This window comes from Pseudarthrobacter defluvii (genome assembly GCF_030816725.1).
GTDB lineage: Bacteria > Actinomycetota > Actinomycetes > Actinomycetales > Micrococcaceae > Arthrobacter > Arthrobacter defluvii_A.
Window position 1 is genome coordinate 3215434 of the sequence record NZ_JAUSYG010000001.1, and the last position, 22680, is coordinate 3238113.

Annotated in this window: 17 protein-coding genes and 1 pseudogene; 6 read left to right on the forward strand and 12 right to left on the reverse strand. The window is 61.1% G+C overall.

Features of this window, described 5'->3' with window-relative positions; translation table 11 throughout:
• Nucleotides 1-8: 8 nt before the first annotated feature.
• Nucleotides 9-3128: a DUF3427 domain-containing protein gene (locus QF031_RS15000; protein WP_307433396.1), complete on the reverse strand. Its 3120-nt coding sequence runs from the start codon at nt 3126-3128 to the stop codon at nt 9-11.
• Between the two features lie 346 nt (nt 3129-3474).
• On the opposite strand from QF031_RS15000, the gene QF031_RS15005 reads away from it, so the two are divergent.
• Both QF031_RS15005 and QF031_RS15010 read left to right on the forward strand, forming a co-directional pair.
• Nucleotides 3475-3765, forward strand: a complete 291-nt coding sequence (locus QF031_RS15005; RefSeq protein WP_307429738.1) for a hypothetical protein — start codon at nt 3475-3477, stop codon at nt 3763-3765.
• Nucleotides 3766-4515: 750 nt separating this feature from the next.
• Complete coding sequence (locus tag QF031_RS15010) at nt 4516-4767, forward strand: FCD domain-containing protein (protein WP_307429741.1); 252 nt, start codon at nt 4516-4518, stop codon at nt 4765-4767.
• Between the two features lie 52 nt (nt 4768-4819).
• Here the strand turns inward: QF031_RS15010 and QF031_RS15015 are convergent, their stop codons facing one another.
• From QF031_RS15015 to hisC, 3 genes are all read right to left on the reverse strand, one after another.
• Nucleotides 4820-6613 carry a serine/threonine-protein kinase gene (locus tag QF031_RS15015; protein WP_307429743.1) on the reverse strand — a complete coding sequence of 598 codons (1794 nt, stop codon included), beginning with the start codon at nt 6611-6613 and terminating at the stop codon, nt 4820-4822.
• A gap of 254 nt (nt 6614-6867) precedes the next feature.
• Nucleotides 6868-8280, reverse strand: a complete 1413-nt coding sequence (locus QF031_RS15020) for an amino acid permease (protein WP_307429746.1) — start codon at nt 8278-8280, stop codon at nt 6868-6870.
• A 44-nt stretch (nt 8281-8324) separates the two neighbouring features.
• Nucleotides 8325-9434, reverse strand: a complete 1110-nt coding sequence (hisC, locus tag QF031_RS15025; protein WP_307429749.1) for a histidinol-phosphate transaminase — start codon at nt 9432-9434, stop codon at nt 8325-8327.
• A gap of 93 nt (nt 9435-9527) precedes the next feature.
• Here hisC and QF031_RS15030 point away from each other — a divergent pair, with 93 nt between their 5' ends.
• Together QF031_RS15030 and QF031_RS15035 are read left to right on the forward strand one after the other, a co-directional pair.
• Entirely contained in the window at nt 9528-10031 is a 504-nt protein-coding gene (locus tag QF031_RS15030; protein WP_307429752.1) for an Lrp/AsnC family transcriptional regulator, read from the forward strand.
• Nucleotides 10032-10149: 118 nt separating this feature from the next.
• The gene (locus QF031_RS15035) at nt 10150-11826 is read left to right on the forward strand and encodes a hypothetical protein (protein WP_307429755.1); all 1677 of its coding nucleotides are present in this window, start codon (nt 10150-10152) and stop codon (nt 11824-11826) included.
• A gap of 13 nt (nt 11827-11839) precedes the next feature.
• On the opposite strand, the gene QF031_RS15040 is transcribed toward QF031_RS15035, so the two are convergent.
• From QF031_RS15040 to QF031_RS15065, 6 genes are all read right to left on the reverse strand, one after another.
• Nucleotides 11840-13318 carry a type IV secretory system conjugative DNA transfer family protein gene (locus tag QF031_RS15040; RefSeq protein ID WP_307429757.1) on the reverse strand — a complete coding sequence of 493 codons (1479 nt, stop codon included), beginning with the start codon at nt 13316-13318 and terminating at the stop codon, nt 11840-11842.
• A 5-nt stretch (nt 13319-13323) separates the two neighbouring features.
• Nucleotides 13324-13653 (reverse strand): hypothetical protein, encoded by a 330-nt coding sequence (locus QF031_RS15045; RefSeq protein ID WP_307429760.1) that lies wholly within the window; start codon nt 13651-13653, stop codon nt 13324-13326.
• A gap of 56 nt (nt 13654-13709) precedes the next feature.
• Complete coding sequence (locus tag QF031_RS15050) at nt 13710-15311, reverse strand: hypothetical protein (RefSeq protein ID WP_307429762.1); 1602 nt, start codon at nt 15309-15311, stop codon at nt 13710-13712.
• Nucleotides 15308-16237 (reverse strand): protein phosphatase 2C domain-containing protein, encoded by a 930-nt coding sequence (locus QF031_RS15055; protein WP_307429765.1) that lies wholly within the window; start codon nt 16235-16237, stop codon nt 15308-15310. Before QF031_RS15055 ends, QF031_RS15050 begins: the two co-directional genes overlap by 4 nt.
• 15 nt (nt 16238-16252) lie before the next feature.
• Nucleotides 16253-17008: a vWA domain-containing protein gene (locus tag QF031_RS15060; RefSeq protein WP_307429768.1), complete on the reverse strand. Its 756-nt coding sequence runs from the start codon at nt 17006-17008 to the stop codon at nt 16253-16255.
• Between the two features lie 234 nt (nt 17009-17242).
• Nucleotides 17243-18928 carry a DUF4407 domain-containing protein gene (locus QF031_RS15065; protein WP_307429770.1) on the reverse strand — a complete coding sequence of 562 codons (1686 nt, stop codon included), beginning with the start codon at nt 18926-18928 and terminating at the stop codon, nt 17243-17245.
• A 272-nt stretch (nt 18929-19200) separates the two neighbouring features.
• Here QF031_RS15065 and QF031_RS15070 point away from each other — a divergent pair.
• Nucleotides 19201-19452 (forward strand): annotated as a pseudogene (locus QF031_RS15070) (Lrp/AsnC ligand binding domain-containing protein); the annotation flags it as partial.
• Nucleotides 19453-19571: 119 nt separating this feature from the next.
• Nucleotides 19572-21230, forward strand: coding sequence for a thiamine pyrophosphate-binding protein (locus QF031_RS15075; protein ID WP_307429773.1), 1659 nt, complete (start codon nt 19572-19574; stop codon nt 21228-21230).
• A gap of 31 nt (nt 21231-21261) precedes the next feature.
• Here the strand turns inward: QF031_RS15075 and QF031_RS15080 are convergent, their stop codons facing one another.
• Nucleotides 21262-21483, reverse strand: a complete 222-nt coding sequence (locus QF031_RS15080) for a hypothetical protein (RefSeq protein WP_307429775.1) — start codon at nt 21481-21483, stop codon at nt 21262-21264.
• A gap of 756 nt (nt 21484-22239) precedes the next feature.
• Nucleotides 22240-22680 carry a DUF7255 family protein gene (locus QF031_RS15085; RefSeq protein ID WP_307429778.1) on the reverse strand — a complete coding sequence of 147 codons (441 nt, stop codon included), beginning with the start codon at nt 22678-22680 and terminating at the stop codon, nt 22240-22242.

Here is a 22680-nt window from a genome sequence, read left to right on the forward strand (position 1 = left end):
CGCTTTTGTCATTGGGCGACCGCCGCCGCCGTCGCAAACACATCCGCCGGCATCGGCCGGTGCAGTTTCCATGTGATCGCAATCGGCTTCGCACCTGAGTGCTGGACGTAATCAACCGGGCCAAGGCACGCATAGGGAACGGTCAGGCCGGTCTCGTCATCGGCAGTGTCCCGGGTGAAGAGAAGGATATGAGATTCGTGCTTTAGTCGGTCCAGGTACCGCCGGCCAGTTGGACTCGCCGGTGACGTCGCGTTCTGCGATTCCCAATGAAACAGTTCCGGGCTGATGGCATAGTCCTTGTACATCGTGGTCGCCGAGTGCTTCTTGTCGTCCTTGTTCAGGGTGACAAAAAAGGCATCGGTGGAAGTTGCAGGACACCATGCAACGCCCTCACGGTGCTGCACGTTCTTTCCCTGCTCCAGCGAACCGTATTGCAATGCAGCCAGAACCTCCTCGCGCCGGTAGGTGGCATGCGACAGCAGCGGGATGTGCTGCAGGCCTGCGCCTAGGCTCTTCGCTGCGTGCTTTGATGCGGCCACTCCCAGCTTCACCACCTGGCGAATCTCGCGGCACACAAACTGGTAGCCGCGCAGGTGGTCCAGGCCGTCGTCGTACGTTTTGAATCCACCGCCGTCATCCCACAGCGTGTAAAAAAGCATGCGTGCAAAAGCCTGCTCGCGGATGCCGAGCTCCGCGTAGCGGGGCGCGTCGGGAGCGACCAGCATGGAATAGGCGGCAGCACGTTCCGGATCGTCCACGTGAATCAGCGCGGCCATGCGGCCCAGCAGCTTCTTTTCCTCCGCATCCGACAGCTCCTCGAGCTTCCCGCGCAACACGGTCTCCAGGGGTGAAAGCCCCTCGATCAGTCCTGCCTGCCGGAGGTAACCGGTCCACGAGTCCCTGGTGGACCGGTAGACCGTCTTCACCTCATTCCCCGACCGCTCCAGATAGGCCTGCAGTTCGGTCTCGGCGTACGAGGCGATGTCCTGGACCAGCTGTGCCCGGTTGAACCGGAGCTGTGCCTTGATGTTGTCCAGCACCACCTTCTGCGCCACCCGGTCCAGCACGATCTGCGAGCCCGACGGCAGGTACGGGAATTCGTCCTCGACAGCCTTCTCCAGCTCCTTGCGCCCGTAGCCGGTCAGAGCCCGGTAGCGCAGGTCAAAGCGGAACTCACGGCGCTGCTGGCCGATGAAGTCCAGGACCGTCAGCACCGCCTTGCCCTCGGCTCGGCGCAGCCCGCGCCCCAGCTGCTGGAGGAAGACCGTCGCGCTCTGCGTGGGCCGGAGCAGCAGGATAGTGTCCACCTGCGGCAGGTCCAGGCCTTCGTTGAAAAGGTCGACGGCGAAGATGCAGTTGATCTCCCGCTTGCCCAGGCGCCTGAGGGCTTCCTCGCGGTCAGCATTGTCAGTGGTCCCATCGACGGCAACGGAGGCGATGCCGGCCCGGTTGAATACCTCGGCCATGTAGTGGGCGTGCTGCACCGAGACGCAGAAGCCGATGGCCCGCATATGGCTGGTGGTGGTGACCTTGTCCCTGAGTTCCCGGATCACCTTGGCGGCGCGGGCGTCATTGCCCGTATAGAGGGCGCTCAGCTGCGTGGTGTCGTAGTTGCCGCGCTTCCACTCCAACTGGCTCAGGTCGACGTCATCGGAGACGCCGAAGTAGTGGAACGGCACCAGCAGATCAGCGTCCAGAGCGTCCCAGAGCCTAAGCTCACTGGCCGTACGGCCGTCGAAAAACTGTTCGGCGACGTCGACTCCATCGCCGCGTTCCGGAGTCGCCGTCAGTCCGACGAGCTGCTGCGGTTCCAGATGATCCAGCAAGCGGCGGTACGTGGGCGCCATCGCGTGGTGGAACTCATCGATGACGACGACGTCGAAGAAGTCGGGCTCCAGCTGCTCGATGCCGAGGGAAGACAGCGACTGGACGGACGCGAAGATGTGCTTCCACTCTTGCGGCTTGTGCTCCCCCACGTAGAGCTCACCGAAGGCGCCGTCCTGCATGACATCGCGGTAGGTGCGCATCGCTTGTTTCAGGATTTCCTGTCGGTGGGCGACGAAGAGCAGCTTCAGATCGCGGCCGGCAGCCTCGCACAGCCGCTTGTAATCCAGGGCCGCGATAACTGTCTTGCCGGTTCCGGTGGCTGCGACCAGGAGGTTGAGGTTGAAACCCTTGACGCGCTCCGCTTCCAGGTCCTCCAGCATCTCCTCCTGGTGGAGGAACGGCTGAACTTCGAGGCCGGTGGCGGCATCCGGCGCCGCGGTGCGTCGGCCGCCGTTGCGTTCCAGGGCAGCGTCCAGCCTCTCGCCGTCACGCTCTGGGTCGTAGCTTTGGAAGGCCCGCTGCTCCCAGTAGCTGTCGAAGGTAATCTCGAACTTCCGTAGGAGTGCCGGGGTTGCGACAGAGCTGAGCCGGACGTTCCACTCCAGCCCATCGAGGAGGGCAGCCTGGCTCAGATTGGAGCTGCCGACGTAGGCCGTGTCGAAACCGGTGTTCCGGCGGAACAGCCAGGCCTTGGCGTGCAACCTTGTTGCCTGGGTTTCGTAGCTGATCTTCACCTCGGCCCCGTACCGGTTGACGAGCTCATCGATGGCTCGGCGCTCGGTGGCGCCCATGTAGGTGGTGGTGATGACGCGAAGTTTCACGCCGCGGTCTCTGAGTTGCTCGAGTGCCGGCTCGAGGAGTCTGATCCCGGTCCAGCGGACAAAGGCACAGAGGAGGTCCACGGTGTCGGCGGACTCGATCTCGGCCCGGAGCTCCGCGGCGAGATTCGGCTCGTCCTTGCTGTTGGTGAGCAGGGTGGAATCGCTCAGCCTTGTTGTAGGCCGACGTAGCCGACGGCGCTTGAGGGCGTCCGTACGGTGGAGCGACTGGAGCTGACTGGGCCCGGGTATGATTCGGTCCACGATGTTCAGTTCCTGGAGGAGCCGGTTCGCCAGGCCGACTCTGTCTGCTGGTTTGGCTACGGCGAGGGCTTGCCGTACGGCATCGGCTACGTGGCGGGAAAGGATTTCCGGGGTGTCTGCGTCTTCTAAGTCTGCGAACCTCGGCTGCAGTTCTGCTTCGTGACCCAGTCGCTCGCCAAGTAGGTCCGTGTTCAGCAGTTCGTACAACCCCTCGGGCAGCCGCTCCGCTGCCTCTCCCCCAATGAAATCAGTCACTGCGCCAGGGTATTCGATCAAGCCCTGTTCTGCCCTTGCCGCAACAAGGGCATCCAAAGCCATACCCCGAAATTCGGCGATCACGCCGTTCTTAGGTGGCATTTCTCTAGCTCGTCGCCCGCCAGACGCACCAGCCCGATTACCCTCGCCTTCCCAGCCTGCACGAGCCATAGGACGAGAAGTCAGTTGCCGAAGACCGCACCCGAAATGCTGGGCCCAGTCCAAGTCCCCAGGTGCGCCGTGTAGTATCCGGTTATCTACAGACAGGGATTTGACACGTCCCCGTATATTGGAACGTAAGGAGGCTCAAATGAATGAGACCCAGTCCTTAGTGACTTCCATGGGGGAATGCAGCTTAGGCATGGTAGGCAAGGACCATGTAAAGGCTTTATCAGTGCAGCTCGACGTAGAGCGCAATCATGCGACGGTCACCGTCGCGCTTGAAGAAAACACTGAAGAAGAACAGCTCCGCGCTTTCAACAAGCTCGCCGAAGTCGAGATGATGTTCTTTGATGATGTCTCAATGGACGTCTGCCTATCCGATGTTGAGTCCATGCGGCGTAAGAGGACTCCTGCTAAGCAGCTCGCCTATTTCGCATGACGTCAGGCGGCTCCATCGATCAGGTGTCGGTGAGGCTAGATCGTGTGGGGAATCACCTCCAAACGGGGGATCAGCTCTTAGCAGCCGGTAACGAGTGGGCATCCGTGGCGTACTTCTATTCCGCCTATCACCTTGTCCGAGTAGCTTTCCTCGAAGATCCCATCTTCGGAGACCCTGCTCGTTTAACGGCGGCCAACCCATACCTGCAGCCCACTGACCGCGACGCAGAACATCATCAGGGAAACCCCAAGAATGGTGGGCGTTCTATGGGCGTTAAGGACATGGTCCTTTGGTTGTACCGGCCGTATTACGCCCAGTACAACAGGCTCCATTCAGCGAGTATCGCCGTCAGGTACAACACGGGGGCGCCTGCTATCGCCGCGACCACTTCCAAAGCGGACGCCTATACCCTCCATGCGGCTTACATGGCGGGAAAGCTGAATCACACTTCAGCCATGTGCTAGAACGGAGCGGGCCTGTCACTTGAGAGACGGTCTCCGGCTGAACTGACCGCCGAAAGCTGGACACGCAAGTAAGAGGTCTGGCCGCGAGGATCCGAGGACCGTACTGCACCGCGCTGAGACCGTACCTTTGTTGAGATCCTTTCCCGTTGCCATGCTGCAAAGAAGACGAGAGCAGAGGTTCATAGCGAGCCGGACGTGTCATCTCGTGTTGTCCAGCCGGCTGCCTCCTTCGACCACGAGGCGGGCCCGTTCTACCACCGGATGGGACGAGCAGTTCCACCAGTTGGTGGGTACGGCGTCGTGTCTGGACACCGCCGTCGAGGTTTACCACGAGACCCTCGCCGAGCTGTACGACTACTTCATCCCCTACCCCATCGAGAAGCTGCACAGATCCAACCACGATCACATCGCCCTCGTGTCCGCCCTGCGAGCCCGCAACGTGGAAGAGGCGGTGGAAGTCTCCCGGAAGCACGTGGACATCCTGCATCGGACGATGTTTATGGGGCTCGCGGACGGCAAACCTTCGGTGTCGGACTGACGGTCGATCCCACAAGGTTTCCCAGCGGTGGCAGAGCGTGGGGCCGACAGCCTTAGGGCCTCCTATATCGTCCGAAGGCCAAGACTTTGGCCAGTGTGTTGGGGATATCGAAGGTGGGCTCCCAGATGAGTGCGACGAGATCGTCGTACTCATCTACCGGTCTCAGCAGATCGAGCACATCGCCCTCGAACACAAAGTCCGAGGCGGCAACGGAAAGCGCCTGCTTGCGGAACAACTCGTACTCATCACGTGATCGGAAATGAATTGAGTACCTTCCGTCGCCTTGTTTCGCGTACGATGTGTCCCATTTGTTCTTGAGTTCCTCGAGTATGGGGCGCACACTTTCTGTCTCGCCAGACTGATTAGAGAGATCGGCACCAAGGGTTCTTCGATCGGAGTTATTCGGATCGGTTCCATCCCAGTGGACGCTCACCTGGCGTTCGAACTCGACCCGCTGAAGGTTCTGCGGGGACATTTCGAATAGGTCGGTCTTGAGGTACCACCTGACGCTGCTGGCAATCCAGATAATGGGGGCGTCCACGAGACTACTATGAAGTGATCCAGTTCCTGTGTAGGGCGTGATAGACAGTTCCCGACGGGCCGTTTCTAAAATTTCTTTGCAGCGGTAGTCCTTGCAGAACCGGAAGTAGTTAGCAGCCATAAGTGGCAGCCCGGCCCAGATGCAGTTACTCGCAAGCGGGTACTGGCGCTGTATGGCTTCGAATTCGCTTTGAAGCTGCGCCTTAAGCGGGGAGATCACCAAATTAAGATCGGATTCGCTCGGAGTGCTCTTAGCTTCGTACTCGAACTTCGACTTGCACATCGAGTACAGCAGTGACTGGACGCATCCGTTGTACAACTCATCACTTACGCTGTAGCTGATTTCGCAGTGGTAATTCTGGTTGTAGCGCGATAGTTCCTCGTCGGTGGCCCGTTCGAAAATGTACTTGGCAGACAGGACATCCATGCCAGCACGCTCTAGGACCTTATCTGCCTCAGGGATGTGTTCGCTGTTTGGCTCGTCGCTCCGTCTCAGTTCCTCCATTATTTCTTCAATGTGCAAGTCGACCTGCTTGCGGATCAGGTTGAGAGAGTCGCGTGCGGCTTGGACCGTGATGCGTTGCGTTTCGTCCTGAAGCATCATCCTCTCGACGAGTAGGTCGAGGTTGGAGAGAAACGGGTATATATCGCCTATCCGCTGATGCCGAGCGCCGCGAGAGTTCTGCTTGGTGAAGACTTCCGTGATGACTAGTCCGAGCGCGAAGATGTCCGCAGGCTTACCGATGCCTCTGGCATCGGTCTTCGCCATCTGCTCCGGCGCCTGGTAGTTGCGGTTGGCCAGGAGATCACCTTTTTGGGTCAAAGACGAGTCTTTGAAGTGAGCGATCCCGAAGTCCGCCAAGACCAATCGTTTAGTCTCACCGTCGACGAGGATGTTCTCGGGCTTAATGTCCCGGTGCACAACGTCTTGTCCATGCACATAAGCCAGACCGTCACAAAGCTGAGAGAGGTAATCGAGAAGTACCAGATAATCCGATTCCTCCGAGATTACTTTGCGCAGGCTCTTCGGATACAGGTCCATGGTGTAGTAAAAGTAATTATCATCCTCGCACTGCGCGTAAATTCTCACAACATTATCGTGCCTCGAAGCCATACCGAACTCGATCTCCCGACGAAATCGCTCGTTGCGGCCTGATTGATCAGACTTCTCGATTTGCTTGAGGGCGTACACGTTGTCATCCGCCGAGGAACGCGCTTCAAAGACTGTGGCAGCCCCTCCTTGTCCTAGCTGTCGCCCGAGTGTGTAAGAGACACCCTTGATTTCCACAGTGGTCCGCTCGTTCATAATGAGCAGCCTACTGAATCGGCGCTTAGTATCGCCGATGCCACGATGTGCGCTGCGCGATGGCCAGAGCATCACAGCCGCTGGTGCCGCTGAAACCCTCAACCGATGAGGCTGGCTCCGCATTCGGGCTTCTCGCCAGGTCACCACGTCCAACAGCAAACCGGGTCACCCAAGTCCGAGAAAAGGCGCGCCCGGCTATAGCCAGACGCGCCCTTCCTTGCAGGAAACCACCGAAGTGGTTCAAAGCGCCCTGCTCAGTCGATGAGAACCGGGTGCTTGTCACCGTCGATCGCTTCAACCTGGCCGGCCGGTTTGCCAGACCGGTGGTTCATCCAGCACCCCACCGCCAGCAGCGCCACAAGCCCGAAGGTGCTCAGAAGCTGCGGACGCGAATCCTCGCCGATGAAGCCCACCGTGAAGATCGCCGCGAGGATGAGCAGGCCGAGGGACGTGAGCCACGGGAAGCCGGGCATCCGCAGCGGAAGCTCAGTTCCCTCGCGGTCGGCGCGGAGCCGCAGCGCCAGCTGGGCCAGGAGCGCCGACGTCCACACCAGCAGGCAGGTGGAGCCAACAATATTCAGCAGGACGGGAAGGACCTTCTCCGGGAAGGCCAGCTCCAGCACCACCGTGACCACGCCGAAGGCGACACTCGACAGGACTGCCACCACCGGAACCCGGGCGTTGGAGACGGAAGCGAGCCACCGGGGCGCTTCACCGCGTTCGGCCAGGGAGAACGCCATGCGCGAGGCACCGTACAGGTTGGCGTTGAGCGCGGACAGCAGGGCCGCGACGGCAACCAGGGTGATGGCGGTGGCAGCGCCCGGCATGCCGGCGGCGTCCAGTACCGCGGCGAACGGGCTCTTCAGCCCAGCCGATCCCACGGGTACCACGGCCGCGATCACGAAGATCGCACCGATGTAGAACACCAGGATGCGCCACAGCACCGTGCGGACGGCCTTCTTCACGCTGCGGGCCGGCTCGGCGGTCTCGGCTGCAGCGACGGAAACGATCTCGGTACCGCCGAACGCGAACGCCACCACGAACAGCGCCGTCGCAATCCCGCCAAACCCGTTGACCGCGAAGCCCTCCCCCCTGAAATTAGACAGGCCAGGCGACTGCACGCCCGGCACCAAGCCAAAAAGCAGCGCAAAGCCCACCAGCAGGAACCCGACGATCGCCGCCACCTTGAGCAGGGCGAACCAGAACTCGAACTCGCCGAAGTTCTTCACGCTGGTCAGGTTCACGGCGGTGAGCACCACGATGAACACGAAGGCCATCAGCCACACCGGCAGGGCCGGGAAGATGGTGGCCAGCAGGCCGGCCGCACCCAGCGCCTCGGCGGCGATTACCACCACCAGCTGGATCCACCATAGCCAGCCGACCGTGGCGCCGGCCACCGGTCCATAGGCCTTGGCGGTGTAGACGGAGAAGGCGCCGCTGTCCGGGTTCGCGGCGGCCATCTCACCGAGCGCCCACATCACCAGGATGATCAGGGTGCCGGCCACGAGGTAGGAGATCAGCACCGCGGGGCCGGCGGCCTGGATGCCCGCGCCGGAGCCGATGAACAAGCCTGCGCCGATGGCGCTGCCCAGGCCCATCATGGTCAGCTGCCGTGGTTTGAGGGCCGAGCCGAGGGCGCGGGCAGACGTCGTTGTCTGGGGTTCCATTGGGGATTCCTCTTGGTTGTCGGTGGAACGGAAGGAGAAAAAGATCAGGAAATTGCCACGGGCGCGTAGGCTGCGAGGAGCTGGAGCACGCGGTTGTTGGAGGCGGGGTCGGCCACGGTGATCCGCACGCCGTCGCCCTGGTACGCCCGGACCAGGATGCCGGCGGCATCGAATGCCTCCACCAGCCGGCCCCGAAGGTCCTCATCGGCGCGGATCCACAGGAAGTTGCCCTGGCTCGGCTGCAGCTTCCAGTCCTGCGCCCCGAGCGCAGCGGCCATCCGCACACGCTCCTGCTTCACCAAGGAAACCCGCGCTGCCATCTCCTCCCCCGCGTCCAAGGATGCGATGGCAGCCTTCTGGCCCAGCGCACTCACAGCGAAGGGCAGGGCGGTCCGGCGCAGTCCCTCCGCGATGGCGGGCGCCGCGACGGCGTAGCCCACGCGGAGGCCGGCCAGTCCATAGGCCTTGGAGAAGGTGCGCAGGATGCAGATGTTCGGGTAGCGGCGGTAGAGCGCCAGGGAGCCGGGGCCGCTGCCGGCGTCGGCGTACTCCACGTAGGCCTCGTCGATCACCACCAGGACGTCGGAGCGGACGGACTGCAGGAAGGCCTCGAGGCGGTGGTGGCTGATCGGCACGCCGGTGGGGTTGTTGGGGGTGCAGAGCAGGACCACCTTGGTGCGGCCGGTGACGGCGGCGGCCATGGCGTCCAGGTCGTGGCCCTCGGCGTCGTCCAGCGGGACGCGGACCGGCCGGGCGCCGGCCAGCTCCACCAGGATGGGGTACGCCTCGAAGGAACGCCACGCGAACACCACCTCATCCCCGGCGTCGCACAGTCCGGTGATGATCTGCTGCAGGACACCCACGCTGCCCGGCCCCACCGCCACCTCCTCCGCGGTGACGCCCAGGTGGCGGGCGATCCGTTCGCGGAGTTCGACGGCGGCCATGTCCGGGTAGCGGTTCATCCTGCCGGCCGCTTCGGCCACCGCGGTTATGGCGGCGGGCAGGGGCTCGTAGTGGCTTTCGTTGCTGGCGAGGGTGGCGACGTCCGCACCGAGGCTGCGGCGGCCGGGGACGTAGGCCGGGAGGCCGGTCACCGCGGCGCGCAGGGTGGGCAGCGCTGTCTCGGGTTCGGCCAGGAGTAGTTCAGGGCTCATGAAGACCGATCATGGAAGTGACCCGGACCACATTGCAAGATACGCTTTTGTGTTTGGGACTTCTGCTCAACTTCTAGTACCTCTGGTGAAAATATGACCATCGCTGCCTCCCGTACCCTCGATTCGCTCGACGGCAGGATCATCCTTGCCCTCGACAAGGACCCCGAAGCCAGCGCCCTGGCACTCTCCCGGACACTCGGCGTCGCACGCAACACCGTCCACGCCCGGCTGGCACGGCTGGAACGCAGCGGCGCGCTCCGCACCTTCAGCCGCAGGCTTGACCCCGCCGCGCTCGGCTACGAGCTGATGGCCTTCCTCTCCCTGTCGATCAGCCAGACCCGGACGGGCTCGGTGGAGGACGGGCTCGCCGCCATCCCGGAGGTCATCGAGGTGCACGCCACCACCGGCGACGCGGACCTCATGGCCAAGGTGGTGGCCCGCGGCACCGCCGACCTCTACCGCATCACCAACCAGATCCTGGAAATCGACGGGATCCAGCGGACCAGCACCGCCATCTCCATCCTGGAACTCATGCCGCCCCGGTACGACGGGCTCATCAGCCGGTTGTCGAAGGAGGAAGCCCGCACGGCGGACTAAGGGCCCGAGTGCCAAGGGAGCTCCGCTCCCAGTGAGCAAATCTTGGCTGGCTGGCAAGAATTTTGCGTGTGGACCGTTAGTGTCTTAGTACAGAAATATCGCCTGCAGGGGAGCACATATGACTAGTTCACCTACTGAAGACTGGACGCACACCGCTGTCGTGCTAGTGCTGCCCGCCGAAGAAGCCACGCGGCACATCATAGGCTCCATTCAGGATGCTGTTGATGAGGTGCTGGCCTCGCCAGAGTTCGATGAGGTCAGCGTCCACCTCGTTCTCTCGACACCTGGGAAGCACATATCGACATCGCCCTCGCTGGACGCTGTGCTGCTCAAAGTAATCACTGAGACTGACGCAAAGACCATTTCCCTCGTGTGGTGCACGGACAAGGGTGTTGCGGATATCCCTCTGACTCGTGATCTTGATGCCCTGCACGCTGTTCAAGTCGATTTCCCGACTCTCGGAACCCTTGAGCACGCATCAACGAACGTCCCCACCGCGATACGTGACATTGTGATCAGGGCCCTCGACGCGGCAGAGGATACTGCGGGAGCTCCGCGGGACAGCATCGAAGCGGCGGTCACGGGGTTCCGCAAACCAACCCAGCGATCACAGGAACCTCCTGCTAACGCAGAGTCTTTTCGCGGCAGGGAACGGACGCGAACTTCTGTTCAAGGAGCCCCCGACCTTTCCTCCCCTGTGGCCTTAACCGCTAACGCTGGTTATAGCCTCCAGCTCTCCGGTCCGGAGGCGTTCAATACCCCGAGCGCCGGGGATGCACAAACAGAGCAGGCTAAGTTTGCGGTGGGCTGGCCAGACCCAGATATGGGCGACCACGCTGCAGACGAAAGCGGCTCTCTGACGTCGAACCTCCACGGCGTTCAGACGGGAAATCCAACTGATGATGATAACTTCATGGGGAGCACTGCGGACAGTTTTCAGCCCCTATCTCATTACGCGGAACCTGGTGCCACAGCTTTGTCGGACTTGAGTTCCCCCCTTCACCATGGATATGGTGCGGCTGATAAAGCGGTGTTCTCAGGACCACCCGCCTCCCCCTACCCGCAGGCTGATTCGGCGAGCCCTACATGGATCCCTCCCGTCGTCCAAAATGTCGTCAGTTCGGTCACCTCGCAAGTTGATCAGTGGCGTGCCCGACGCACTAAAGTGCGCCGCGCCGAAGAGCAGATCGGGGTTTCTGCCTTGGAACGTCTGCCCGTGCATCAGGGATCTCAGCGCCCGCTAATCTACTTTGCACTGGCAGCGTCGATGGGATGGGATAAGCAAGCTGTCCGCACCCGCGACGCCGCGCTAACCCTTCTCTCCGATGCGCTAGATCGCCATTGGATCGCCGTCGCTCTCAACTTGGGCAGCGCACTGACGCGCGTCGCCGGTCCAGATTCACCCAAGAGCGTCACTCATGACTGGCGACGGATTGAGCGTAACAATGACTTCGACCTCGGCGATGCCGCCGCAGAACTGTCGATGCAATTCGACCGCGACAATGCTTCATTGCGGCTGCGTGGTCACGAGGTGGACCCGCCACACGTTGTGATTTTTGCTACTGAACCGCCCTACGTGGACTCTGTCGCAAGTAGCGCGTACCTCGCCCTGTTACGCGACGTGCAGTCCGTGACCTGGCTGCTTGTCGGGGACTCCCATTGGATGGAATTTCCCCCGGAGCTGGACGACCGCCCCTCTCGAGTTCTCTATGCCGAGCAGGATGGAGTGGCGATACTCCTGAGTAAGGTGCTCGCCTCTCCTGAGATCATTCCGCCCGGGCAGATTGACATGTAGTTGCCGACCAGTGTCAGGGCTCCAGATCGATAATGAAGGGTGCGGCGCTGGCTGAGCGTAAGTGTACAGTTGCACCTCGTCGTGTCATCGGCAGGTTCATAATTTCACCTGGTCCCAACATCGGCTGCATCTGGTGTGACACGGTCGGCTGCCATGCGCCGTTGGGTCCGGCGGAGTGGGAGAGGACTGGGGCGGACACATTGCCGAGACGATCCCCCAGCATATTTGCTGTCGTTGGAGAGACACCCTTGAGGGTTATCAACGTATCGCAGCTCGCCAGTGTGGCCGCAGCTTTGTGCGGGTCACCCAGGTGCTGGACATCTTGGACAGCGATGCAGATAGAGGACCCCGCCCCGCGCATGACGTCGAGCATCTCCTGAAGGTTGATCTGCTCTCCGTACCGGGCGGCCTCGTCCAGAGTCCAGAGGATCGGAGCGGCCATTTGTCCAAAGCGTTCCATGACGCGCAACTTCAGAAGCGAAATCAACATTGATGAAGCTGCCCATGCGAGTTCTCCTAAAGCCATACGCGCGCCAATGATGAAGATTCCGCCACTCGTGAGTATCTCGTCGACAGTGATCGCGTTTGGTCCGGTCCCGGCGAGCATGTCCTCGAACGTTGGGTCCGCCAACCATGACAGACGATTCGTGAGCCCCGCGGTGGCAGCAGGATAGTCGGCTGCTGGGAGCTGTGCCATGTCCAACACATCATTCGCCCGGCTCCCTGCGGCTGCGACGTGCTGCTTGAGATAGAGCTGGCTCACTGCCATCCGGTATAGCTCTCTGGGGTGCGGAGCTGCGGGTTGAGCAGCAAGCATTCGAAGCAGGCCACGTAGCCACCTGTGGTCCCGCTCTTCAAAAAAACGGTGGGTACTGCCGGGGTCCACTGGCCCGAGAAGCGCCTGCGCAACCTGCGCGGCGTCCTGCGCGGATCGCACCTCACGGATTGGGTTCCATGACCTGGATTTCTGGGGAGCCCCTATGTCCCAGCGCCTGACGCGGAACGATCCTAGAGCCCCAAGTTCCCTTTTGGCGTCTCGAATCGTCTCTGCAAGGTCTCCCTTAGTATCGACATTGATTGTGGTCAAGCCATGAATGGTGGCTTGTACGATCCAGGGAGCGATCAGAAATCGAGACTTGCCGGACCCCGGCGGACCGATGATTGCGGTGTGTTTCTCGAAGTTGCCCCACTCCAAGTAGACCGGGAACTCGGAGCCCCGCCGCTGTGGATGCACGACCGTTCCTAGCGGGAACGTCCCCTGCGCCAGTGCGCGGACCTGCTTAGGAAGAAGCACGTACCGGAAGTCCCAATACGTGTTTCGAGCCCCGGATGGTGGCGGATCGTCCGGGCCAAGCACTCCGCTACGGCGAGCGTGTCGCCCGGGCCGGACCCCATTCGCTGCGGCTGCGGCAGCAATTGCACCGCTTACACGGTCCACGCCGTGCCCAATCACTCCGGCGGCACGCCAAGCGCCGGACCCCCAACCTCCCACAGCTGCTAACGTCCTCGTTCGCGAGGGCGTTCCTCACGTTTGTCAGGCTCGCGCAGGGAAAAAGACTCCTCGAAAGCCTGCCGACGCCGCGCTTCTTGAACCCGCTCGTTATGGTCGGCGAAATTCTGTGCCTGCTGCTGAATACCTAAGGGATTATCGATTTGCCATGAGACTGGAGCATCTCGTATTTGATCAAGATTAGGCTGCTGTGCAACGGGCATCGGAGAGCCGAGTGTTGTCCATGCAAGTTCAGCAGCGACGGCGCTGCCGTGGACAGCGCGCCCGACTCGCTTGGACTGCTCTGCAAGCTTCTCTCGTGCGTCATCGAAGTCCATCGCCACTCGCTTCCGTCCAATTGAACTCTCCGGTAATGATACTGGGCAGTTATCGATTACGGCTTCCCAGCCTCAAGCTTGACTATGTGGCTAGTGAGTTCGTAGATGGTCTGCCTGTACGCAAGGGTTTGGGCGTTCGGGACTGAATTGGCATTACGGAAGTCACTGAACTGCTCCTGCAGGCTCGAAATCAAAGTAGGACCGAGCGAGAGCATCTCGGGCATCGAAAGGGAGCCAACAAGGTCGCCCCCAAACGACGGCAGGCCAGAATCATGCATCGCGTCCAGCACGGCTGAACTGATCGCCTCTGGCGACGGGGATATGGCTTCAAGGGTTGGGAACCCATTGGTAAGTTGCTGCATCATTACCGGCCATTGGGGAAGCGGCACCTCGATGTCGCGACGAAGAACACTCGGGACGATGAAGGCAGGAAGCTTCGGGATGTGAGGCACTGGAAGCATTCCAACCTGCACGTCGAAAGAGGGCAGCTCGTAACAGTCAATTTCGCCGACAAGGTAGGTGACGCTTGCATACTTCGTTTGAATGTGGAGGCTTATGGGGCCGGCACTTGTGATCTTGACGGCTGCCGAATTGACGCCAGGCGGACACTTCATCCGCTGTGCCCCGGGACCCACTAGCTCTACCTGGTACGGGCTTCCTGCATTTATGGACCACGAGGCGATGACGTCTCGTCCGCGTAACGCCACCACCTTGTTCAGGCTTGCTTGTGTCACCACCGGCGGAGCCACCAACGAGCGAACGGCATCCTCCGCTGCCTGACGTAGTTCCCCTGCAGTCGGTCTTGCGCTGGGAGTGGGGTCGAGCGCGCGACCAATGAGGTCTGCTAGCTTCGGCGTTATGACGGACGGCACCGGCAGTGGGAGTGCCATACGCTGAGTGGCTCCGGTAGCCCCGCTGATGAACCTCACGAACGCGAGCCCAAGCTTGTAGACATCCGATTGGAAGTTCTGCAACCTCTTAGGCGAGGCGGGCTGGCCATTCATCTCAGGCGGCGTCCACCGGGGAAAGTGCCCCTGACGTGACGCGCGTGAGCCGTCAGAAATGTGCGCAACTGCGTCGCAGTCAAGGAGCAACACGTGCGCGGGCGCGAATGAGAAGACCTCGTTGTTCGGGTTGAGATCTCCAAACACCAAGCCATGCCGGTGAAGCAGCTCGATCGCGCCGGCGAGCTTGGAGAGTAAGTGCAGCCTAAGCGCGTCATCGTGGAAGTCGAGATTGTCATAACCCACCTGGTTCCGCGCCTTCTTTGGTGCGGCCAGATACCCGATGACGCGTTGCTCCCGCTTCGCAGGGAAGACACCTTTCGCCGGAATATCCATAAAGTACTCAGACTGAATCAGAGGCAGCAGACAACCGACCTCTTTACCATGGTCGGTGACCATCGCGACGGGCCACGAGGCAATCTCGTCGATCTCCTGTCGGTCGCGAGGATCGAGCCCGTCACGAAACAGTACTGCTTGGCGCATCCCGTCCAACATGGTAGGGATATTCGCGGGATCAAGCGTCGGCTTCGGGCGTTTGATCACCATCGGGCGCGGATCGCCAGCCACAGGAGACCCAAGCACCCGGTGCACAACACCGAATCCGCCCTGCCCGAGCTCCTTGTCGACAGTCAGTCCGGATAACTCTACGCTCATCCGGGATCGTTCCCAGCAGCCTCTTCGATCCCTTCGACAGGCACAGTCGCAGCGTTCCTCATCTGCCCAACACGAAGTGCAGGTTCTTCAGCTTCCGGGGCCCTACGAGCCGGCCAGATACCCACGACCGTTCGGTCGTCCTTGCGGCTCTTCTGCGCGAACTCGGCCTGGGCCCCGAACATATAAATGCCAGGAGGCTCCTCCCACCACTCTGCCAGCGCCTCACGGGCCTCAGCCGAATCACGAATGGAGTTGCCCACACCATCGGACATAACGAACAAGCCACCGCCCACGGGCGGCGTGACAACGGATTGGACCCGCAGATCCCTCGAAGGAAGAGCAGGGATCGGCGCCGCGAATCCGTCACCGTCGTCCTCCTGCGGCGTAACCTCCGACCACTCACCGTCCGAAAGCAACCACACGGGAGTGTCCCCAACCCACGCTATGTCGGCTGTACCAAGTTGTCCGCCCTCCAAAGAAATCTCGACCAGCGTGAGGGTGGTCGCTCCGACGCGGAAGCCATCCTCGTTGCACGGAATGACTTCCAACAGATGGTTGTTCACGTGGTCCACGATCTCCGAGAGGCTATTCGCCCCCGAAGCCCACGCTTCAGCCGCGACCCTTACCGCTGCGGCACTAGCATCGCGAGAGCGCGCCTTCGAACCCGCGCCATCGGCCACAGCGACGAAAAGGGCACCCTTGGCGGCATCCCAAGAACACAAGAACGCGTCCTGCCGCTCGGTTCCCCTCTGCCTGTGCGAGAGCCCACGCGCGGAAGCGGCACGGACCGCCACTCCACCGATATCGTGCTCGGCAAGCTCGATCTCGTGCGCAGCCGACAGCCCGAGCGGTACCCCCAGCCGAACCTCAGCAGCCAGGCGCCCAGGATCTCCGATGGCAAACGGAATCTCCCTCAATCGATTCACCCTCGATCAACCGCCCTAGAACACTTCATCAACCGAGCCATACTCAACGTTCGCGGCAGGAAGCGGTGCAACTGCCTGAAGATCACGCTGTCCCATAGCATTCGTACTGGTCGCCTGGACAATAGTTTGGTTGACGAGGTTTTTTACCTGCTCAATTACAGCCTTCGGGTCCCGGTCCTTCAGCAGAAACCACTTTCCTAGTTTCTCGCCGAAATCTGGGTAAGCAATGTCTTTCAGCACTTCCGCGGGGGCCTCGCGGAAGCCATAAGCGACGACGTAAGGCCACATCTTCGTAGCGTCCTTGCCCTGGGTCGTCAGGAACACGTTTCGGAATGCGCGCCGATCAGCCGGTTCACCGTCCGTCAGGAAGAATACGCACGGACGATGAATCCGGCCCTTCTTCGCGCGAATTCTCGCCGTATCGGCCTTCACGGCCGAATCATACGCACGCCACGCATCGCTGAAGTCCGTACCCCCTAGAGCCGAGAGCTGCGGAACCATCCCAATGCTTGACAAGCGCGACAGAGGAATCGTTACCTGCGCCGTGCTGCCAAAGCTAATAACTCCGAGCATCGCACTGTCGTCGGTCTCGGGGTCCGAGCGCAACTCCGCAATGAGCTGCTCCACGGCTTGTCGCAAGATACCGAGGTCACCCTCCATGGAATATGACTGATCGAGAATCAGATAGAAGGGCATCACTTCCTGCCCCTCGGCAATATCGATCCCACCCGCGCCTTCGAACTTGTATTCAGCCTCAGTGTAATCACTCATATTTTCTCCCTGTCGGTATCCCATAAGGCGGTTTTGCGTCATGCTAATCAGATTTCGGGACGCAATTCAACGAAGTCCGTTTATTCCTTAAAACATGTCGACCCGGCTGGAGCAAGACGACCGTTAAGGATGCCGAAATTATTATCCACGAACAACTCGTACGTGGCCCATTGCAAGCGGTACCTGACCGGCACGCTGTGTCTCCAAGCGGTCATCTCCCGTCCATTAGGACGGTTAGTTACTGCTGCCAGAAGTGATGTCAAAATTCGTGAATGCGTTGGGCGGCTTTCTATTGGCCCCGTTTGAAGCAGTCGGCACACCACCCGGCACAGCCCCACCCGGCGCCTGACTCGGAACGACCGGCACACCACCCGGCACAGCCCCACCCGGCGCCTGACTCGGAACGACCGGCACACCACCCGGCACAGCCCCACCCGGCGCCTGACTCGGAACGACCGGCACACCACCCGGCACAGCCCCACCCGGCGCCTGACTCGGAACGGCCGGCACACCCCTTTGGGTGGGTGTGTAGGGCACGGTCGTGGCACCGTTGGAGGCAGCCGCTGAAGAAGCGGCATGTTGCAAGGTGGACGCCACGTGCCTGCTCCATTGTTGCAGTGCAGCGTCTAGGTACTTCTCCATCTGGCCTGCTACGTACACGTTCGCTTTAATCCCTAACCGTTTCTCTCGCGATCGCATATCGTCTTCGATGTCGCGGCGCTTCTTCGATTCTTCCTCAATCCGTCGGCGATCTGCGTTGCGACGAACCTTTGCCTCGTCTACTAGTGAGTCTCCGTCCAATTTCTTAACTTGTTCGTAGAGTGAAGGCGGTCCGGAATTGAGCAATAACTTAACGAGGACGGGAAGGAGCTCGATCATGAAGAAGAGTCCGGCAACAGCCCAGTGCGCCGCACCCATAAGAGGGTTAGACTCCCCGAGCGTAAATAAAGCGCGCAACTGAGCCAAAATGCCTTGATCATTAAGTGTTCCGGAGTTCACCTGGTTTTGGATTTGAGCTAGCTGGTCTCTTGCAGAGGCCAGCTGAGCCTCCGCAACCGGCAGTTGCTGCGATGCAGCTGCTTGAGCAGACTTGAGAGCCTCGGCCTGCTGGGCGGTTGCAGTGCTGGAATCTTGTTGTAATTTTTCCCTTGCTGCCTGGAGCTGACTTTCAAGGTCGCTCAAAACTTGTGTCTGTTTTTTGAAGTCAGCATCGATTTGGGGAAAGGGGCCGAATGGGCCAGCCGTAGGGCTACACTTGCTCGGGTCTTTGAGGGTCTCCCGACCCTTTCCGTTAAGCTCGCACTGATATAATCTATAAGCTTCATCTGTAATAGGGCGCTGCTGGTTCACCAAGTCCGTGAGCTCTGTAATTCGTTTCTTATCCTCCTCCACGATTGGATTTACTACCGCACCGTTATTACCTGCCTGCACCTGCTGAAGACGTGTTACTTCGGCTTGTAAGCTATCCACGTTCTTCTGGAATGCAGAGGCCTCCAGAGGCGATTTGTTATTTTGCGATTGCTGCAAATTGTAATAAGCCATTTGCGCGTTGACGTCCGATTCGAACACCTTCAGTACCAGCGGTGTCGAAACGACCGTGCTGATCAAGGCAGCCATGATGAACCGAGGAACAGCCATCTGTAGATTTCGTCTGAAGGATGATGACGACAGCATGCTCGTGGTGAGGAAGCGGTCTATATTCAGGATGAGGAGGCCCCAGAGGGCCGCGAACGGGAGGGCTAAGATTGAATTGATTTTCAAGCCCTGGACCAGGGCGAACCACATCGAAACTACCGCCAGAAGGGCCGTGCCTAAAAGCACGAAGGCAAACTGGACGAACTGGCCAAGTGCAGTTGGTACTAATTTCAGGAGAGCCGGCTCCGCACCACCGAGAACGGCTAACTTGTCGATAAAGCGCATGCTCCCCCAGTTCAAACAGTCCATACGCTCCGTGGAACTCTATGGCTTATAGCGCGTTGATGTGCAGTGATTGTATGTCATGAGAAATGCATGCTGCGTGGTTGCCATCGAGCCTAATTCCCCTAGACAGATTCGAGAGCACGACTCCGCTTTCTTTCACATAAAAGTGGCAAATCTTGAGCCAATCTTGATTGATCTGTAACGCACGCCTTGCAGTGCACCCCGTTAATGGAAATACGCAAGGCGAGCGAGATAAGTCAACGTGATTCGGCGGCCCCGTGGAGAACGGGCTCGCCGCGATCCCGGAGGTCATCGAGGTGCATGCCACCACCGGCGACGCGGACCTCATGGCCAAGGTGGTGGCCCGGGGCACCAGCGACCTCTACCGCAGGACCAACCAGATTCTGGAGATCGACGGCATCCAGCGCACCAGCACGGCCATTTCAGTGCTCCAACTCATGCCGCCCCGGTACGACGGCCTCCTGGCCCGGCTCTCCGAGCAGGAATCCCGCCCCGGCGACTAAACCCGGGTGATCCACGCCACAACTGCGCACATTCTCAGTTTCTGCTGCTTCTGCTGCCAAAAGTCCCAGCCAAATATCCGGGTGTTGCCGATCCGAATGCCGGGTCACAGGATTCCTGCATGACTTCACTTACCGTCTCGGGCCGCGTGGCACAGGTTCTCAGCAGCTATGTCAGCGACGTCTTCGGCGTCATGGGCAACGGCAACGTCTACTTTCTGGACGCCGCCGAGCAGCAGGGCCTGCGTTTCACGCCCGTCCGGCACGAGGGCGCCGCCATCGCCGCGGCCGACGCCTACTACCGCACCTCGGGACGGCTCGCCGCGGGCACCACCACCTACGGCCCCGGCTACACCAACGCGCTCACCGCCCTGGCCGAGGCCGTCCAGGCGCAGATCCCGGTGGTGCTGGTCACCGGCGACGCCCCCACCAGCGGCACCCGGCCCTGGGACGTTGACCAGGCCGCCATCGCCGCGGGCCTCGGGGCGGCCACCTTCACCGTCACCCGCGACGCCGCGGGCGCCGTGACCCGGCAGGCGGTGGAGTACGCACTCACCCGACGCACCGCCGTCGTGCTAGCCATCCCCTACGACCTGGCTGCAGTCGAGGCTGAGGACGAGGACCTTCCGGAGCCGGCGGCGTTGGAGGTGACGGACGACGGCGGCACGGACCTTGCGCGGGTGGCCCGCCTGCTCGCCGGGGCACGGCGCCCGCTGATTCTCGCCGGCCGCGGCGCGCACCTGGCGGGCGCCGGCCCGGAGCTCCGCGAACTCGCCGACCGGCTCGGCGCACTAACCGCCGGAACCGCCCTGGCGCTCAACCTCCTCAATGGCGAGGGGTACCTGGGCGTGGCCGGCGGTTTCGGCACCGACACCACGACCGGGCTCATGGGCGAGGCCGACGTGGTCCTGGTGGCCGGGGCCAGCCTAAGCCCGTTCACCATGCGGTTCGGGCACCTGCTCGGCCCGGACGCCACGGTCATCCAGATCGACACCGCGGTGGAACCGACAAATCCACGGGTGGACCTGTTCGTTCAGGCGGATGTGAAGGTTGCTGCTGCGCGCCTGCTGTCTTTGGTTGCAGGAGGGGCTGCGGCTGTTGCTTGGCGCGAGGAAGCTTCTATGCGCATGGTTGCTGGGCCGGGGCATGAGTCGGGAACCACCGAGACTCCTGACGGGCGGCTGGACCCGCGCACCCTCGCCTCCGCGCTCGACGCCGTGCTGCCGGCGCGCCGCACTGTGGTCCAGGACGGCGGGCACTTCATCGGCTGGGCACCCATGTACTGGAACATCCCGCGGCCGCAGGACCTGGTGATGGTGGGGACCGCTTTCCAGTCGATCGGGCTGGGGCTGGCGAGCGCCGTCGGGGCTGCCCGGGCGGTTGAGGACGGCCGTACCCTGGTGCTGGCCTCCGGCGACGGCGGCTTCCTGATGGGCCTGGCCGACCTCGAATCGCTGATCGGCGCGGCCCGCAGCGCCATCGTGGTGATTTACAACGACGCCGCGTACGGGGCCGAGATCCACCAGTACGGTTCGCAGGGCCTGACCGAGAAGCCGATGCTGATCCCCGAGGTGGACTTCAGCGGCGTCGCCCGCGCGCTTGGGGCCGAGTCCGCCGTCATCCGCTCGCTTGCTGACCTTTCCGCGCTGCAGGACTGGATCTACGCCGGTGCGAAGGGAACCTTCGTGGCGGACTGCCGGATCACGGCCTCTGTCCGGGCGCCGTGGCTGACCGAGTGGATGAACGCCACCCGGGCAGCGAAGGCTGCGGTGGCGGGATAAAGTACCCCTACGACTCCGGCATGAGAGGCAGCTAAGAAAGGATCTCCGCAGAAACGGCCCTCAGCCAACCGTCGGTAGTCTCGCCATTGATGGTTGCCTCGCCCATTTCGACGATCATCTGGACCTTTCTACCGTCCCGCCAGCCAGCAGTTTTTGACTTGTCCACAAAGACGGACAGGTCCTGGGCGCCTCCTTGAGCTTTGAGCATGACGGTGTACTCCCCGGCTGCTCCGGTCATCCAGAGATCTGACATGAACAACTCCCCTGTCAGCTGGAATCGGTCTCCAACCTTGATACCGCCCATTTGGGCCGAATTTAGCCGGTCTAGCAGTTCGTCGACTGTGGTGTCCGAGACCAAAGGAGCGCTAGGCGGTGCGGCGGCCGGTGTCGTGGTTACTGAAGTTGGCGAAGGGACGACTGAAGTTATCCCAGAATGAGCCGATGCGCTTTGGGAAGGAGTTTGAGAGGTGGGACTGACCGCTTCAACCTTCGAGTTATTGTCACTCCCAAAAGCGTTACCTAGCAGCACTGCGACGATAACAAAGGCGAAAAGTACCCCTCCGGCTCCAATCAGCTTCCACGGAGTTGGGGGTTTCGGTCGCCGGAACGTTAGATCAGATCGCACTTTCCCTTGCTCTTGAGAGAGGAACTCCCAGCCCTCTTGCTCCAACTTGGCTCGCGTTCTCGCCTCCAGGCCCCGCACGGTCTTCACAGATCTCGTCTCGTAAGTCACACGCGTCGCTGTTGTCATGATGTTCCCCCTAGGTGCCGGACGGCGATCTGAGCTTAGAGTGGTGCCGGCACGGGTCCAAACCCGCACCTCTATATCAATACCGGCTGCCACACTTTCGCCAGGAGCAACGGTCTAATCAGACAAAGCTTGGAGGAGCTCTTCCCGGTATCTTACGTAGGCTGCCCTGCCGTCACCGTCGAGAATCGGTACCCGTATGACGGGTGGATGTCCCATAGCCGGAATGGCTAAATCGCGCAGGGCGTCATTGTATGCGCGCTACTTTTGCCTTCCGCCGATTCCGAAGCCGGTTGCAGCCTTTGCAGCCCGGTAGCGGTCGGCTACTGGTGCCCACTGCCGGCATAAATTCATATAGAACCGGCGATCGAATCCCAATGGCACACCGTGTGGATACAGCTCAAACGTCAGCAGCCGGAAGCTTGTAAAGTGCTGGGTTTCATCGGTTTCGATGAAGGTCCCTGTGGGTGCATGGTAAAAATCCCCAGGCAGGGCTGTCTGGCGTTTGCCCACCTGCGCTGCAGCCTCTCCATTCAACGCCCGAAATATGGCGTCCAAAGCCGTGCTGACAGCTTCAGCGGCAGGAGGTGGAAGGGCAAAATGTCCTTGCTGGTTGATCCAAGGAACCCGTGCAGTCTCGAGTTGAATGCCATCCCGCGCCGCCGCTCGAGCGAAATCTGCCTGTGAGGCTCCAACGGGCAT